The sequence below is a fragment of the Pseudomonas sp. Sample_21 genome (assembly GCF_004307525.1).
Classification (GTDB): Bacteria; Pseudomonadota; Gammaproteobacteria; order Pseudomonadales; family Pseudomonadaceae; genus Aquipseudomonas; species Aquipseudomonas atacamensis.
This window is the reverse complement of record NZ_RCNZ01000042.1, coordinates 1-15,976: the sequence shown is the minus strand read 5'-3', so window position 1 is coordinate 15,976 and position 15,976 is coordinate 1. Positions and strand designations below refer to the sequence as shown.

11 protein-coding genes and 2 tRNA genes are annotated in these 15,976 nt (G+C 59.3%); 4 read left to right on the top strand and 9 right to left on the bottom strand.

Going from position 1 to position 15,976, the window contains the following annotated elements; all coding sequences use genetic code 11:
• Positions 1–136: 136 nt before the first annotated feature.
• Entirely contained in the window at positions 137–2,221 is a 2,085-nt protein-coding gene (locus D8U71_RS06110; RefSeq protein WP_161806099.1) for a carboxy terminal-processing peptidase, read from the top strand.
• Positions 2,222–2,339: 118 nt separating this feature from the next.
• Positions 2,340–4,118 (top strand): bifunctional diguanylate cyclase/phosphodiesterase, encoded by a 1,779-nt coding sequence (locus tag D8U71_RS06105; protein ID WP_130887389.1) that lies wholly within the window; start codon positions 2,340–2,342, stop codon positions 4,116–4,118.
• 57 nt (positions 4,119–4,175) lie between these two features.
• Here D8U71_RS06105 and D8U71_RS06100 read toward each other — a convergent pair whose 3' ends face one another.
• From D8U71_RS06100 to D8U71_RS06070, 7 genes are all read right to left on the bottom strand, one after another.
• The gene (locus tag D8U71_RS06100) at positions 4,176–4,532 is read right to left on the bottom strand and encodes a hypothetical protein (protein ID WP_071171512.1); all 357 of its coding nucleotides are present in this window, start codon (positions 4,530–4,532) and stop codon (positions 4,176–4,178) included.
• Positions 4,532–9,298 carry an RHS repeat-associated core domain-containing protein gene (locus D8U71_RS06095; protein ID WP_130887388.1) on the bottom strand — a complete coding sequence of 1,589 codons (4,767 nt, stop codon included), beginning with the start codon at positions 9,296–9,298 and terminating at the stop codon, positions 4,532–4,534. The genes D8U71_RS06100 and D8U71_RS06095 overlap by 1 nt, the downstream gene beginning before the upstream one ends.
• A 239-nt stretch (positions 9,299–9,537) precedes the next feature.
• Positions 9,538–9,945, bottom strand: a complete 408-nt coding sequence (locus tag D8U71_RS06090; protein ID WP_125926977.1) for a sel1 repeat family protein — start codon at positions 9,943–9,945, stop codon at positions 9,538–9,540.
• Positions 9,946–10,317, bottom strand: a complete 372-nt coding sequence (locus D8U71_RS06085; RefSeq protein WP_003223109.1) for a hypothetical protein — start codon at positions 10,315–10,317, stop codon at positions 9,946–9,948.
• Complete coding sequence (locus D8U71_RS06080) at positions 10,314–10,655, bottom strand: helix-turn-helix transcriptional regulator (protein WP_016773735.1); 342 nt, start codon at positions 10,653–10,655, stop codon at positions 10,314–10,316. The genes D8U71_RS06085 and D8U71_RS06080 overlap by 4 nt, the downstream gene beginning before the upstream one ends.
• Positions 10,656–10,767: 112 nt before the next feature.
• Complete coding sequence (locus D8U71_RS06075; protein ID WP_016773733.1) at positions 10,768–11,223, bottom strand: YkvA family protein; 456 nt, start codon at positions 11,221–11,223, stop codon at positions 10,768–10,770.
• A 292-nt stretch (positions 11,224–11,515) separates the two neighbouring features.
• Positions 11,516–12,232 carry an FKBP-type peptidyl-prolyl cis-trans isomerase gene (locus D8U71_RS06070; RefSeq protein WP_130887387.1) on the bottom strand — a complete coding sequence of 239 codons (717 nt, stop codon included), beginning with the start codon at positions 12,230–12,232 and terminating at the stop codon, positions 11,516–11,518.
• Positions 12,233–12,501: 269 nt separating this feature from the next.
• On the opposite strand from D8U71_RS06070, the gene D8U71_RS06065 reads away from it, so the two are divergent.
• Both D8U71_RS06065 and D8U71_RS06060 read left to right on the top strand, forming a co-directional pair.
• Entirely contained in the window at positions 12,502–14,313 is a 1,812-nt protein-coding gene (locus D8U71_RS06065) for a di-heme-cytochrome C peroxidase (protein WP_130887386.1), read from the top strand.
• Positions 14,310–15,479 (top strand): catalase family protein, encoded by a 1,170-nt coding sequence (locus tag D8U71_RS06060; RefSeq protein WP_130887385.1) that lies wholly within the window; start codon positions 14,310–14,312, stop codon positions 15,477–15,479. The genes D8U71_RS06065 and D8U71_RS06060 overlap by 4 nt, the downstream gene beginning before the upstream one ends.
• Before the next feature lie 89 nt (positions 15,480–15,568).
• Here the strand turns inward: D8U71_RS06060 and D8U71_RS06055 are convergent.
• A tRNA-Asp gene (locus tag D8U71_RS06055) sits at positions 15,569–15,645 on the bottom strand.
• Between the two features lie 19 nt (positions 15,646–15,664).
• Positions 15,665–15,740 (bottom strand) — tRNA-Val (locus D8U71_RS06050).
• Positions 15,741–15,976: the final 236 nt, after the last annotated feature.

The window sequence follows — 15,976 nt, the reverse complement described above, 5'->3', positions numbered from 1 at the left end:
TGCCTCCATAGTGAGTCTGGACTGAGCCCGAAGCTGTAGCGCCGGGCTTTTTGCATTATGCGACCGGCTCTCAAAGAACCGGCGACTTCAAAGACGGCCTAATATGCGTTATCAATTGTCCCCGCGTCGAATCAGCATGAAGCATCTGCTCCCCAGCACCGCCCTCGCTCTTTTCATCGGTATCGGCCTGTTGCCGGTGTCGGGCACCACATTCGCAGCCAACAGCTGGGACAAGTTGCAGCCTGATCGCGATGAAGTCATCGCCAGCCTGAACGTCGTCGAGTTGCTCAAGCGTCACCACTACAGCAAGCCGCCGCTCGACGATGCGCGCTCGGTGATCATCTACGACAGCTACATCAAGCTGCTCGACCCATCGCGCAGCTATTTCATGGCCAGCGATATCGCCGAATTCGACAAGTGGAAGACGCAGTTCGACGACTTCCTCAAAAGCGGCGACCTCAACGCCGGGTTCACCATATACAAGCGCTACCTGGACCGCGTGAAAGCGCGTCTGGACTTCGCCCTTGCCGAGCTGAACAAAGGCGTCGACAAAATGGACTTCAACACCAAGGAGACCTTGCTGATCGATCGCAAGGACGCGCCTTGGCTCAAGTCCACCGCGGAACTCGACGACCTGTGGCGCAAACGCGTCAAGGACGAAGTGCTGCGCCAGAAGATCGCCGGCAAAGAGCCGAAGCAGATCCAGGAAACCCTGACCAAGCGCTACAAGAATCAGTTGGCGCGTCTGGACCAGACCCGTGCCGAGGACATCTTCCAGGCGTACATCAACACCTTCGCCATGTCCTACGACCCGCACACCAACTATCTGTCGCCGGATAACGCGGAAAACTTCGACATCAACATGAGCCTGTCCCTCGAGGGCATCGGCGCCGTGTTGCAGAGCGACAACGATCAAGTGAAAGTCGTGCGTCTGGTGCCGGCAGGCCCGGCGGACAAGACCAAGCAGGTCGCTCCGGCCGACAAGATCATCGGCGTTGCCCAAGGCAATAAAGAGATGGTCGACGTGGTCGGCTGGCGCCTGGACGAAGTGGTCAAGTTGATTCGCGGTCCGAAAGGCACCGTGGTGCGCCTGGAAGTGATCCCGGCGAGCAATGCGCCGAACGATCAGACCACCAAGATCGTGCCGATCACCCGTGAAGCAGTGAAGCTCGAAGATCAGGCCGTGAAGAAGTCGATCCTCAGCCTGAAACAGGACGGCAAGGACTACAAACTTGGCGTGATCGAGATCCCGGCCTTCTACCTCGACTTCAAGGCCTTCCGTGCCGGCGATCCGGACTACAAGAGCACCACTCGCGACGTCAAGAAGCTGCTCACCGAGCTGCAGAAGGACAAAGTCGACGGCGTGGTCATCGACCTGCGCAACAACGGCGGCGGCTCCCTGCAGGAAGCCACCGAACTGACCAGCCTGTTTATCGACAAAGGTCCGACCGTGCTGGTGCGTAATGCCGATGGCCGTGTCGACGTCCTCGAGGACGAAAACCCGGGCGCGTTCTACAAAGGCCCGATGGCGCTGCTGGTGAACCGCCTGTCCGCCTCGGCCTCGGAAATCTTCGCCGGCGCCATGCAGGACTACCACCGCGCGCTGATCATCGGTGGTCAGACCTTCGGCAAAGGCACCGTGCAGACCATTCAGCCGCTGAACCATGGCGAACTGAAACTGACCCTGGCCAAGTTCTACCGTGTCTCCGGGCAGAGCACCCAGCATCAGGGCGTGCTGCCGGACATCGACTACCCGTCGCTGATCGACACCAAGGAAATCGGCGAAAGCGCCCTGCCGGAAGCCATGCCGTGGGACACCATCCGCGCGGCGATCAAACCAGCGGCCGATCCGTTCAAGCCGTTCCTCGCCCAGCTGAAGTCCGAACATGACGCGCGCACCAACAAGGATGCCGAGTTCGTGTTCATCCGCGACAAGCTGGCCCTGGCGCAGAAACTGATGGAAGAAAAAACCGTCAGCCTCAACGAAGCTGATCGTCGCGCCCAGCACGCCGACATCGACGCCAAGCAACTGGCGATGGAGAACATCCGTCGCAAGGCCAAAGGCGAAGAACCGCTCAAAGAGCTGAAGAAAGAAGACGAAGACGCACTGGCCGCTGCCGAGCCGGACAAGGTCAAACCGGAAGACGATGCCTACCTGAGCGAAACCGGGCGCGTGCTGCTGGATTACCTGAAACTGAGCAATCAGGTGGCCAAGAAGTAAGTGATGGCAATTTAGTGCTGACGATCCCCGGATCGTCATCAAACAGTCATCATTCTGTCGTGCAATAAAGGACCGGGAGCAAGCGCTCCCGGTCCTTTTTTTATCGCCAGAGACTGCCATGACCACGACCGAACAGCTGAGCGCGTTGAGCTCGATCCTGACTCAAAGCGGTTTACACAGCCTGTTCCAGCCGATCATCTGTCTTTCCGAACGCCGCATTCTCGGTTACGAAGCCCTGACCCGTGGCCCGTCCAACAGCCCTCTTCACTCGCCGATTGCACTGTTCGCCGTGGCGCGACAGGCTGGCCGATTGAGCGAACTGGAGATCGCCTGCCGACAAAGCGCCTGTCGCCGCTTCAATGAGCAGCAACTGCCGGGCAAGCTGTTCCTCAACGTCTCGCCGGAATCCTTGCTCGAAGCCGCGCACCAACCCGGACGAACGTTGCAACTGCTGCAGGACTTGGGCATTGCGCCGAGCCAAGTGGTCATCGAGCTCACCGAGCAGACGCCAATCGATGACTTTCAGTTGCTGCAAACCGCTCTGCATCACTATCGGGCGATGGGTTTTTCCATTGCGCTGGACGACTTGGGCGCAGGCTATTCGAGCCTGCGCCTGTGGTCGGAATTGCGTCCGGATTACGTGAAGATCGACCGGCACTTCATCGACGGTATTCATCAGGATGCATTGAAAAGAGAGTTTGTCGGTTCGATTCTGCAAATCGCCAAAGCGTCCCGCGCGCAGGTGATTGCCGAGGGCATCGAGTTGCCGGAAGAACTCGCGGTGCTGACTGAAATGGGCGTCGACCTGGTGCAGGGCTACCTGCTCGGCCGCCCTCAGGAACATCCATCCCGCGACGCTCGCGCCTTAATGCCCAAACACGATAGCAGCGCCGTCGCGCTGAATGACGAAGGCAGCGACCTCAGCGCCCTGCTCAACGACCAGCCCGCCGTGCAACGCGATACGCCCACCGCGACGGTACTGGAAGCCTTCCGCCGCCAGGCCAACCTCAATTCGCTCGCCGTGCTCGACGAACAAGGCCAGCCCTGCGGCATCGTCCATCGCCACTCGCTGTCGGACGCACTGCTCAAACCGTTTGCCACCGATCTGTTCGCGCGCAAACCGATCAGCCGCCTGATGAACGATGATTTCCTCGCCGTGGAAATCAGCCAGTCGCTGCAGCAAGTCAGCCGCCTGATCACCAGCCGCGCCCGCCAGCGCATCGAAGAAGACTTCATTATCACCCTCAACGGCAGTTACCTCGGCCTCGGCCGGGTGATCGACGTGCTGAAACTGATCACCGAACTGAAAATCCAGCAGGCACGCTACGCCAATCCCCTCACCCTGCTCCCGGGCAACGTACCGATCCAGCAATGCCTCACGCGCCTGCTGCAACAGGCCCGCGAGTCGATTATCTGCTACGTCGACATCGACAGCTTCAAACCCTTCAACGACATCTACGGCTACGGCCGTGGCGACGAAGTCCTGCTCTGTCTCGCACAATGCCTCAACGAACGCATCGACCCCACCCGCGACTTCGTCGGCCACATCGGCGGCGACGACTTCCTCCTCGTCCTCGGCCCCGAAGACTGGCGCAAACGCCTCAACCAACTGCTCGACGACTTCCAAAACCAATGCCGCCGCTTCTATCGGCCTGAACACCTTGAGGCGGGATGTTTTATTGCGCCGAATCGCCAGGGTGTGCGGCAGGAATTTGCGTTGTTGTCGTTATCGATCGGGGTGGTGCATCTGCGACCTGAGGCTTGTGCAGCGCTTGATGCCAGCCAGCTTGCGGAGATGGCTTCGCAGGCTAAGCATCATGCGAAGGGGGTTGTGGGGTTTAGTGTGTATTTGCTCGATCCTACGGCGTCTCCAAAGGCATCACAGTTAGTCGGTTAAGCTCGACGTAGTAGACTGCGTGCTTACTTGCCAGGCGCCACTCCAGAATGCAGATTTTTAGCCACAGCCCGTTTCATCCCGATACTTTGTTAAGCACTCCAATAGAAGTCTCATAAAACTAGACCTATCGGTAATTTCTTCGTCAAAATAAGTTGTCATTCGATTAAATACACGGTCGAAATTGTCGTTTCTCTCCAAAAAATGTTCGACAGTATTTATTAGCGATTCTTGTTCTGCATCTGTGTATTCACAAAATTCAGGCCTTAACACAGTATCGAAAAGCTCTTTTAACTGACGCGAATCGTTTACATTTTTTTCAACTATTAATCGTTCCCTCTCGACATCAGTAGTATTCTCTATATCAAAAACAAACAATAAGTTTTTTATATCTACAATTTCATACGTTTTTTTCATCATTCAAAATCCGCATATGAAGTCACGGTATCGCCATTAGCTCTCAGAATAACCACGGCTTTCCTCTGCTGCCCATAAATGCCGTCTCTGGTATAACCTTCCCCAATTATCTTTCCCATGTCCATAGGCCTTCTAGATGTTTGAAGATTAGTCTGACTGAATATAAGTTTTGCTCTATAGATAGCGTTCAGCTGATCTCTATGGCTGAAAAAATGAGTAGCCGCGCTTGGAATTTTAGGTTCTCCATGGTGCGATCCACCGGTGTAGGTCTCTATAACGCCAGTCGTTGGATTTTTTCCTGTCATGATCCTTTCAAATTGCGACCGTAGTGTTGTTTGGGCGCCGTGCTTTTCCAGAAAATGCTCTCCATTTTGTGGATTCTCCATTTCATGCAAACGTCGGTATGCGTTTTCTTCAGCTAATTCATCAATCCTCGCCCGACGCTCCTGAGCCGTCATCTTCGGCAGCGCAGGTTCACCATCATCCACTTTAGCCCCACCAATCCCACCCGGAACCTCACACCCAGGCTTATTCGGCGGCGGGCAATTGGACGTCAAACCCAACGGATCCACCCACCCCGTCGGATTCGGCACGTACTGGTACTGATTCAACCCACCCGCGAGCTTCACCGGGTCCGGCGTCAGATACCGCCCAAGCCTCGGGTCGTAATACCGATGGCGGTTGTAGTGCAGTCCGCTTTCCGCATCGAAATACTGCCCCTGAAACCGCAGCGGTTGGTCGAGGTAGTCTTCGCCGGCCAAGGTGACGGCGGCGACTTTGCCGTAGGCGTCGTATTGCGCGGACCAGACGATTTCGCCGCTGTAGTCGGTGAGCTCTTGCGGGGTGCCGAGGTGGTCGAGTTGGTAGTAGAACGGGCAGGCCTTTTTCGGGCCTTTGCCATCCAGCATCGCGAGTGGGCGGAAGGTGCCGGGTTCGTAGAGGAAGCTGCGGTATTGCGTGGCGCTGCTTTCGGCGACGAGGTGTTCGCCTTGCCAGAAGAATTCGGTGACGGCGCTGTCGACGGTTTTGCGGATGCGCCGGCCGAAGGCGTCGTAGTGATAAGTGGCGGTCTGGCCGTCCGGGCGGGTCAGGCCGATCAGGCGGTGCTGGCAGTCGTAGCGGTATTCAGTGACCAGGGTCTGGCCGTGGCCTCGGCGTTCGCGGATCAGGTTGCCGAAGGCGTCGTAGTCGTAATGGCGGTCGCCCTGCATCAGCAGGCGGTTGCCTTTGATCTGCGCGGGACCGGGGCGGTCCTGCATCAGCAGGTTGCCGGCCGGGTCGTGGGCGAAGGATTCGGGCAGTTCGTCGCGTGAGTGACGTACGCGGATCAACCGGTCGAGGGCGTCGTAGCCATAAGTACGCTGGCCGTGGCGGCTGTCGGCGATGTGCTCGAGATTGCCGTTGGCGCTGTAGGCATAATCGCGGCGGTACAGCGAGGCGTGGCGATGACCTACAGCATGGGCGAGCAAGCGGCCCTGATCGTCGTAGGAGTATTCGCTGAGCAGCAGACCTTGCTGGCGTTGCTGTTCGCGACCCGACTGATACACATGCCGGGTCAGCGGCGTACCGTTGAGGTCGATGGCTGACAGCGCACCGCCCTTGGCGTAGTGATAGTCGAGCTTGCTGTTGTCCGGCAGGCGCAGGCGTTTGAGCTGGCCGCAGGCGTCATAGGCGTAGCGCAAGGTGCCCCAGCCCTGATGCTCGGTGATCAGCCGATCCTGACGGTCGTACTCGAACGCCAGCGGATGGTTCTGGCCGTCATCGACACCGATCAACCGACCGAGGCGGTCGTAGTCATAGCGGATCTTGGCGCCATCGGGCAGGGTCTTGACCAGCAAACGTCCAGCCGCGTCGCGCTCGTACCGGGTGACCAGCGATAAACCCTGCTCGCCGAACTCGGTCTTTTCCAGCAAATGACCATTGAGGTCGTAGACGTAAGCCGTGCGCCGCCCATCAAACCCGGTTTCCTGTCGAATCAGCCCGGTCGGCGTGTAATCCAGTCGGTACTTTTCGCCCGATTCGTTTTCAATCTCGGTCAGCAACAGCCGCGCATGGTCATAGCGGTACTGCACGCGGGTGCCGTCAGGATTGATCCGCCGCGAGACCAGGTGCAAATCATCGTCATATTCATAACGGGTGATGCGACCGAGCTCGTCGCGTTCGGCGGTGATCTGCCCGTAAGCGCCGTAGCTGTAGGCGCGCGTGCTGCCCGTAGGAGAAGTCGTCAGGATCAGTCGGCCGGCCGCGTCCCACTGCTGACGACTGACGACACCAAATTCGTCCTGGGTGGTAATCCGCCGGCCCAGCGCATCGTAGGAAAAGCGCCGCACGCCGCCATCGGGCAGGGTTTCTTCGATGAGCTGGCCGAGCTCGTTCCACACCCAGCGGTGGCGGCTGCTGTCCGGATAACGCAGCGACAGCAATTGCCCGCGCAGGTTGTAGTAGTAATGGGTGACCTGGCCGTCGGGATCGACCGCTTCAGTGACGGCGCCTTCAGCGTTGCGCCGGTAGATCCACACCGCCTCACCACGGCAACGCTTGTAGAGAAAACCGTTGCGGTACTCGTAGGACGTTGGTGCATCGTCCGGCGGAATCAGCGCGATCAGCCGTCCAAGTTCGTCGTAGCGGTATTCGGTAACCGCGCCCAACGCATCCTGCTCGGCGATCAAGCGCCCCTGCTGGTCATAGGCCTTGAGCTGCTCGCCGCCATCGGCCGCAACCTGGCGCACCAGCCGCGCCCGCTCGTCGTGGACGTAGACTTCTTCGGTGCCGTCGACGTAATGCACGGTCACGCTGGCGTCGTCATCGTTCCAGACGTAACGGGTGTTCATCTGCGAGAACGACGCCCAGTGGCGCACGCAGCGCGCCGCTTTGCCCTCGCGCTGCCACTCCCAGAAGAAGCTCGCGCCGCCGGTCAACTGGCGCTGGAGGATGACGTGGTGGTCGTCGTAGTCGTAGCGCTCGCTGTCGCCGACCGCGTTGGTCGCGACCAGCAGGCGTTGCCGGGCATCGAAGCTGTAGGTGGCGAGGTTTTGCTCGGTGGTCCACTCGCCTTGGACGAACACCTGATAATCGACCGCCACCAGTTGCGCGCGGTCATAGCGCAACAGCAGCGCGCGCCCGGCGCCGTTGTCCAGACGCTGAATGCGGTCGGAGCGATCGCGTTGCAGGGTCAGACGATTACCGTAGACATCGCTGATTGCGGTCAGCCGGCCGGCGCGAAAGTGATAGAACCGCGCGCTGTCACCGGCCAACGCCAGAATCAGTTCTTCCGGCTCATCGCCAAGAAAGATCGCCGCCCGCGACAGGCTGTTGTGAATCGCCGGGCGCGCGACGTTGGGCAGGGGAAAGCGGGTGCGGCGGTTTTCGTGGTCGATCCAGATCACGCCATCGCCGTCGAAGGCCAGCCGATGCGCGAGCGTATGGCTCCAGCCGAAACCCAGGCCGATGTCGATCTCGACCGCGCTGCTGCGGTACAAGCGGGTGAATTCGAAGGGCAACACGCCATCGAGCACGGCGTCGGTCAGGGTCAGCAGTTCTTCGCCGGTGACCATCGACACCGGGCAGCCGTTTTTGCAGGTTTTGGGCACGCAATCGGCGGCATCGCCGTTGGGGTTCTTTGCTTGGTCGGGCGCGTCGTCGTGGGGCTCGTCTTTCTTCAACATGGCGTTGCGCTTGGCATCCCAGCGCAATTGCATCCGGCCCTTTTTCACCCCGGCGGCGATGCCCCGCGCGGCAACGGCTTTGTAGCGGTCGACGTATTCAATAAAGGCGTTGACGATGCTGAACAGCGCCTTGACCAGACGCTTGGCGACGTTGAACAGCTGCGTTGCGCGGTCAGCCAGACGCAGCGTCAGATAAGCGATCCCCGCCCCCGCTCCGACAAACGTCAGCACCACGCTGATCAAGACATCGATGATCAGTTGCACGATCATCATCGACGCCACTTCAGCAGACTTGCCGGCAACCTCGCTGGGCGGCAGCATGTCCAGCCACAGACTCGCCGACCGTAGCAGCAAGCACATCGCCGCTTCGTCACTGACCAGCAACTGCAGCTTTTCCATGAGATCCGGAGCGGTCTGTGCCAGCTCGATCAGATCAGCCGCGCCGCTGCCTAGACGCTCGGCAAACTTGCCGGGGTCCTGGAGGATTTCCGAGAGCAGACCGAGGCTGTCCCATACCCCTTCGATGGCCGCCCAACTGCCGGCGAGCATGCCGTTGCTGGCTGCGGTCGCCACCGACTGTGACCACTGCGGCTTGAAACCTTGCCACTCGCTACGCAGCCAGCGCTCAAGTTCGCCGGTCAAACCGTCGTAGGATTTGAACAGCTCGTCGACTTGACTGGAGGTGACAGCGCTGTGGACCAGAACGCGGTAGAACTTGCCCTCGTCGCCTCTGAACTCGCCCTTGCCCTGCTGATCAAGGGTGACCGGCGCGGTTTTGCCGCTATCCACGTCGACCACATCGACGGAAATGTTGCCCAGCGGGATGTCGTAGACCGATTCGAACTTGCTCTCGATTTGCATCAGCCCGCCGTGCGGGCACTGGACGACGCTGGAGGAAAATTCGTCGTCGCTGCTGCTGACCGACGTACTGCTATCGCCGAAGCGGATGATCCGCTCCATACCCACCAGCGATGGCAGGTCTGCTGCCTCGCTGATCTGGTCCGCCCTGCGACTGAGCCAGTGATCAAGCTGTTTGCGGTAGAGGCTGAGCGTTTGCGGAAAGCTGTCGAGTTCCTGCTCGATGCGCGCGATGGCTTCCATCAACACACGCGAGCAAACAAGGTGGACTGAAAAACGGGCTGAAGCATGAGCGGTCCCTCGCGCAAGAAATTAGTCGCGGGAACTGTGCGGGGGATCAAAGAGGAAAGAAGTCAGGCGAGTAGGCAAAGGATGTAGGACTAATCTGCAATCCAGCATCAAGCGAAAAACGTGCAGGCAGAAACGTAAACGCGGCGTGAGGAAAACCTCACGCCGCGTTTACTTAGAAGACATACATGGAATTACTGCGTTGAATCACCAGCCTTCAGCTGTTGCAGCTTCAGCTCGGCCAACGGATGCCCGGCCTTGGCGGCCATGCTCCACCAACGAGCGGCCTCAACGTGATCCGGCGCCTTGCTCGGGGTACCGGCGAGGCTGATCACGCCAACTTGATAAGCGGCTTTACCGTCGCCGGCCAACGCCGCCAGACGCAGCAGACGCACGCCTTCTTCACGCGCGCCCAACCCGACGCCGCGAAAAGTCAGAATGTGCCCATAAAAGCTTTGAGCATCGACATCGCCGAGGTTGGCCATGCGCGCGAACTGGCCTTCAAGCCAGCGCCAGCCACGCGGCTGGCGAACGAACCACGACCAATGAAACAGCCGGCGGGCCAGCCAGTAACCGGCCCGCGCCTTGAGCCGCAGAAACACTCAGGCCTCCGCCGATTCCGGGTATTCGTATTCGAAGACCCGCACCACTTCCGACGCATGCCAGGACGCCGCCGCGACGCCATCCGACGGCCCGGAAAAACGCCCCAGACGCTCGACACATTCAAAGAACCCGGTACGTGGCAAACGACTCGCGCCCTGACTGATGACCAGCGAACTGCGCAACGGCTGCTCGGCTTTGGCGTCCAGTGCGGCCAGATGCTCCAGTGCAGCCGTCAACGTCTGCATCGCCGGAGTCGGCAGCTGCAAACGCTCAAGCAAGGCTCGATAGGTCAGAAGATGGCGCTGACGACGCGCCTGGTCCAGTTCCCCCAGCAATCCGTCCCAATGTTGACGGCTGATGCGTACGCTCACGATTCATCCCTCCAACCTGGCACCGTCAGTTCCCAGGCCAGGCTGCGGCGAATCGCGGCGTCGGGCTGACGCTCACCACTTTCGATCATGGCCAGGTAAGACGGGCTGATGCCTACCGTGCGGGCCAGCGCCTCGATGGCGATGCCCTTCCCTTCGCGCAAACTGCGTAATTGATCCAGACCCGGAAGAATCGGCTCCGGCGAGGTGGCGAGCGGCGCTGCTGGCTGCGGCGCCGGTGTTGCGTTGATCCCTGCTGCTTTCAGTAAAGCCTGATATTGAGCCCACGGCAGAACCGCGTATTCGGGTTCGCCATCGCGTGCAATTATCTGAATATCCATGACTACCCCGTAGGACAACACCACTTAGCGAGTCGGCACTTTTCCCTAGAAGTGTAATCCTAACAGCGGCTAAGGTCGCGAGTGGTATCTATCTGTAGGCAGTCTTGGTCAGTCAGGGCTTTTTCGGGCCTTGCAACTGCAATTGTTCAGGGGTATCAGGGAGGCGTTCAACCACGGCCAGCTTTTCGGGCTGCTGGCGTTTGCGCCACAGGCGGAAGGCGTTGAGTTCGTCATCGAGGGTTTTCATCAACCAGGCGAGGACAGCGATGTCATCGAGCATGCCGAACATGGGAATGAAATCCGGAATGGCATCGACCGGGCTGAGGAAATACATCAGACCCGCCACTACCGAAATCAGCGACTTGGCACTGATCGCGCGATACTCGCCACGCCAGTAGGCCAGGCATAACGACTGCAGCAAGCGCAGATCATCCTTGAGTTTGCCCAAGCGATTGCCTTGCGCGGCGCCTTTGCTGGCCACGGCAAACAATAGGGTCGGCAGGCGTCCACGGGCCAGCAGGCGACCGGCCAACGGCAGGAATCGAGCGAAATTCCACGGAGCTTTCATCTATTCTTCCCGTTGAAATGTTATCCACACAAATTGTGGATAACCTTGTGAACAGAGCTGCATTTCAGCGCTGAGAGCCCCGTTTCATAAGGGCTGCGCTCAGATCGGGCGTTTTTTACTCACATAAAAAAGCCCAATATTTCATTGACTTGGCAGCTCAGGGCGTCTAGCGCGGGCAGCCTCAAAGCTATGACTGTGCTGATCGCCGTCAGTTCGCTCTGTTTACCTTCCCTGACCTGCAGATGCAACAACGCCCCGCATAAGCGAGGCGTTGTTTTCGAGCCGTTGCGTGTTACTTGGCAGCGGCGTCTTCTTTGGCCGGATCCTTGATGGCCAACAGTTCCAGGTCGAAAACCAGAACCGAGTTGGCCGGGATTGCCGGGCTTGGCGACTGAGCGCCGTAAGCCAGATCGCTAGGGATGTACAGTTTGTACTTCTCGCCAACGTGCATCAGTTGCAGACCTTCAACCCAACCCGGGATCACGCCACTGACTGGCAGATCGATCGGGCTGCCGCGCTCGACGGAGCTGTCGAACACGGTGCCGTTGGTCAGCTTGCCGGTGTAGTGAACAGTGACGACGTCGGTCGGCTTAGGCTGTAGGCCATCGGCTTTCTTCACTACTTCGTACTGCAGGCCGGAGGCGGTGGTGGTGACACCGGCTTTCTTGCCGTTTTCTTCGAGGAATTTCTTGCCGGCGGCTGCCGACTCTTCGCTCATCTTGGCCATACGCTCTTCAGCACGCTTTTGCAGCGAGGCGAAGGCTTCGACCAGTTCTTCATCTTTCAGCTTCTGTTCTTTCTTGCCAACGGCATCTTCGATGCCCTGGGCTACCGCTTTGGAGTCCAGATCATCCATGCCTTCCTGGGCAAGGCTTTTGCCCATGTTCAGGCCGATGCCGTAGGAAGCTTTTTGCGCCGGGGTTTTCAGCTCTACGCTGGTCTGCGAGTCACAACCCGCGAGTACCAGGCTAACCAGGGCTACCGCCGCCGCCAACCGATGCTGTTTCATGCTATTTCCTTGTTCATGCGCCGAATGGGCAATCGAGTAAAGCCGCGAGCTTATCAGGCCGCCACGACCAATGGCTACCGGCATGAGAGCAGGAATCTTCCGATAAGTTCAGGGATTAAAACGCATTTGGGCAACGGCTGGATGAAGCTTCTGTCATTCACGGACGACAAGGCTCGTCGGCTCCTGACTCAGTATCTGGCGTAATGGCCACTTGCCCAGCCAGCGGCGCTCAGGCATAACAGCGCAACAATTCGACAAGGATGTTCAACTTGCGCCTCTTATCCCGCATTCTCGCTCTGCTGATCATGCTGGCGGTAATCGCCCTCGCGGTGATCGTCTATTACGTAGCCAATCCGAAATTGCCCTTCTACACCCCGCCGCAACAGGTACGTTACCTGGATCAATGGAGCGAAGAGCAACGGCAGACCTACTACTTCACGCCCCAAGGTACGCAAGTCAAAGGCCTGCGTTACGAGTGGTTCCAGGCATTGGAATTGCCCTTCTCCGAGCAGCGCTTCGCCTCCCCTGAATATCTCGCCCGTTTCGGCTTCATGGTCGACCCGCAGCAGAAAGCGAGCGCGAACAACCCCGGCAACCTCCCCGTCGGTTTTGCCCGGCACCAGAATCCCGGCAACGCCTCCGAGCATTATCTGGACATCACCTGCGCCGCTTGCCACACCGGCGAGTTGCGCTTCAAAGACCAGGCCGTGCGCATCGATGGTGGCACCGCACAGCACGTGTTGCCTTCCAGCGTTCCTACTTTGCGCGGTGGCAGTTTCGGACAGGCCCTGGTCGCCAGTCTAGCCTCGACTTACTACAACCCATGGAAGTTTGAGCGCTTCGCCCGCCAGGTGCTCGGAGATGATTACGAAGCGCGCCGCGAACAATTGCGCAGCGAGTTCAAGACATCGCTGAACACCTTCGTCAAAGTGGCCTGGAACGACACTCTTCGCGGCCTCTATCCGACCGAGGAAGGCCCGGGGCGCACCGATGCGTTCGGCCGGATTGCCAACGCTACGTTTGGCGATGCGATTTCCCCTGCCAACTACCGCGTGGCCGATGCCCCGGTGGATTACCCGCAGCTGTGGGACATGTGGACGTTCGACTGGGTGCAGTGGAACGGCTCGGCCCAGCAGCCAATGGCGCGCAATATCGGCGAGGCGCTCGGCGTCGGTGCCACGCTGAATTTCTTCGACGCCAACGGTCAGCCGCTGCAAGGCGCTGCGCGCTATCCCTCCAGCGTGCGCGTGCGTGATCTGCACGCCATCGAAGAAACCTTGCAGCAGCTGAAGCCGCCGACCTGGCCGGAAGATCTGTTCGGTGCGATCGACAAGCCGCTGGCCGCCAGAGGCCGCGCGCTGTTCGCGGAAAACTGCGCGGGCTGCCATGTCCCGCGCCAATCGCAGGAAGGCGAACGCTGGGTGCAGCACTTGCACATGATTCCCGTGGAGGTGATCGGCACCGATCCGAATGCGGCCAACAACATTGCCAGTCACCGTTTCGACCTGAGCGCACTGCAATGGGATGTCAATGAGCTGAAAAAGATGGACGTCAAACTGCACCCCGAACCCAAGGAGCCGCTTGATCTGAGCCAATTGTCGGTGGCCAAGGGCCTGGCTTACGTCACCGCGTTCGTGGAAAACCGTGCCTATCGCGACGCGCAGATCACGCCGGAAGAAAAACCGCGCATGGATGGTTTCGGCCTGCCGATCGGCGTGCGCGAGAAAGTGGCTTACAAGGCCCGACCGCTGGCTGGCGTGTGGGCGACTGCGCCGTTTCTGCACAACGGTTCGGTGCCAAGCATCTATCAGTTGCTGTCACCGCAGGATGAGCGCGCCGCCACCTTCTATAAAGGCACGGTCGAATACGACCCGCGCCACCTCGGCTATCGCACCGAGCCTTTCACCAACGGTTTTCTGTTCGACACGCGCATCAGCGGCAACCACAACAGCGGCCACGAATTCCGCGCCGGCGCTCGCGGCAACGGGGTGATCGGCCGACTCTTGCAACCCGAGGAGCGCTGGGCGCTGCTCGAATACCTGAAAGTATTGGGCGGTCCACTGGAGGCGCAGTTGCCATGATCATGCCGACATTCAAAAAAGAACTGCCGCCACTCGCGCGTTTCTGGCTGTGGTTGGGGCGTTTGCTTGGCAAGACGCTGCTGATCCTGCTGGTCATCGCCCTGCTCGGCTGGGCCATCGCCACCGCGTGGTTTGCCTGGCAGCATCGCGGGCCGGTGTCGGCGCAGGAACAGATTCCAGCAGGCGAAGCGGCGATGACCCAGGACATCATTCAAACCGCAGTGCGCATCGTCGACCAGCACCGCGAACCCACGCGTTATCTGCGCGATGCTCACGCCAAGGCGCATGGCTGCGTGAAGGCGCAAGTGCAGGTGTTACCGGAACTGGCGCAATCGCTGCGACAGGGTGTGTTCAGCGAGCCGGGCAAGACCTGGCAGGCGCTGATCCGGTTGTCCAACGGCAATGCCTATCCGCAATTCGACAGCATTCGCGATGCGCGCGGAATGGCAATCAAGTTGCTTGAAGTTCCTGGCACGCAACTGCTCGGCAATCGCCAGGAGCAGCATGAACAGGATTTCGTGATGTTCAGCCATCCGAATTTCTTTGTCAGCAATGTCGCCGAGTACCGTCAGAATGTGGCGGCGCAGGCTGACGGCAAGAAGGTCATGGCGTTTTTTCCGACATGGGATCCGCGCACCTGGCAGGTCCGCCATCTGTTTATCGCCTTGGCCACTCTGTCAGCGCCGCCGGACAGTCCGACCGAGACCACATATTTCTCGGTATCGCCCTACAAGTTCGGTGAGGCCAATGCGAAATTCCGCGTCGTGCCGGATCCGGAGCGTTGCCCGGCGTATGCGCTGCCCAAACAGAATCACGACTTGCCGAACTTCCTGCGCAGTGCACTGAATCAACAGTTGTCGACGGATCGGGTGCCGGCGTGCTTCGCCTTGCAGATCCAGCGCCAGGACGCGAACAAATACATGCCGATCGAGGACACGAGCATTGAGTGGCGTGAGCAGGATGCACCGTTTGCAACGGTGGCGCGGATCACCCTGCCCGCGCAGGACTTCGACACGCCGGCGCTGAATCTGCAATGCGACAACCTGTCGTTCAACCCGTGGTTCGGCATCGAGGCGCATCGGCCGATTGGCGGGATCAATCGCTTGCGCAAGGCAGTGTACGAGGCGGTGAGCGATTATCGGCATGCCCGCAATGCGGCGCAGTAGCGCGGCGATTTTATAAATCGCAGACAGCAAAAAGCCCGCACAAGGCGGGCTTTTTGTGGTGTCTGGCGTTCAGTTCCAGATACCGAATATGGCGCAGCGGACGGGACTCGAACCCGCGACCCCCGGCGTGACAGGCCGGTATTCTAACCGACTGAACTACCGCTGCGCGAAACGCTTGAAACGAATGGTGGGTGATGACGGGATCGAACCGCCGACATTCTGCTTGTAAGGCAGACGCTCTCCCAGCTGAGCTAATCACCCTTCGCTTCGTTACGGGGCGCATTATGCCACAGGTTTTCGTAAAGTGTTGATTTAATTGAATATTTTTCAAAAAAATCTGAAAACCGGTGAAACGATACATCCCGCGGGTACAACCTTGAGACAGAAAAAAACCCGCTTCAGCGGGTTTTTCCGTGGCGACCTGGCGTTCAGTGGTCCAGGTTACCGAATATGGCGCAGCGGACGGGACTCGAACCCGCGACCCCCGGCGTGACAGG

What these genes read in the sequence shown, in the direction of transcription:
- D8U71_RS06100 (WP_071171512.1), bottom strand. Translation starts at nt 4,532, where the DNA reads ATGAAAAAAACGTATGAAATTGTAGATATAAAAAACTTATTGTTTGTT.
- D8U71_RS06070 (WP_130887387.1), bottom strand. Translation starts at nt 12,232, where the DNA reads ATGAAACAGCATCGGTTGGCGGCGGCGGTAGCCCTGGTTAGCCTGGTA.
- D8U71_RS06080 (WP_016773735.1), bottom strand. Translation starts at nt 10,655, where the DNA reads ATGGATATTCAGATAATTGCACGCGATGGCGAACCCGAATACGCGGTT.
- D8U71_RS06060 (WP_130887385.1), top strand. Translation starts at nt 14,310, where the DNA reads ATGATCATGCCGACATTCAAAAAAGAACTGCCGCCACTCGCGCGTTTC.
- D8U71_RS06075 (WP_016773733.1), bottom strand. Translation starts at nt 11,223, where the DNA reads ATGAAAGCTCCGTGGAATTTCGCTCGATTCCTGCCGTTGGCCGGTCGC.
- D8U71_RS06105 (WP_130887389.1), top strand. Translation starts at nt 2,340, where the DNA reads ATGACCACGACCGAACAGCTGAGCGCGTTGAGCTCGATCCTGACTCAA.
- D8U71_RS06110 (WP_161806099.1), top strand. Translation starts at nt 137, where the DNA reads ATGAAGCATCTGCTCCCCAGCACCGCCCTCGCTCTTTTCATCGGTATC.
- D8U71_RS06095 (WP_130887388.1), bottom strand. Translation starts at nt 9,298, where the DNA reads ATGGAAGCCATCGCGCGCATCGAGCAGGAACTCGACAGCTTTCCGCAA.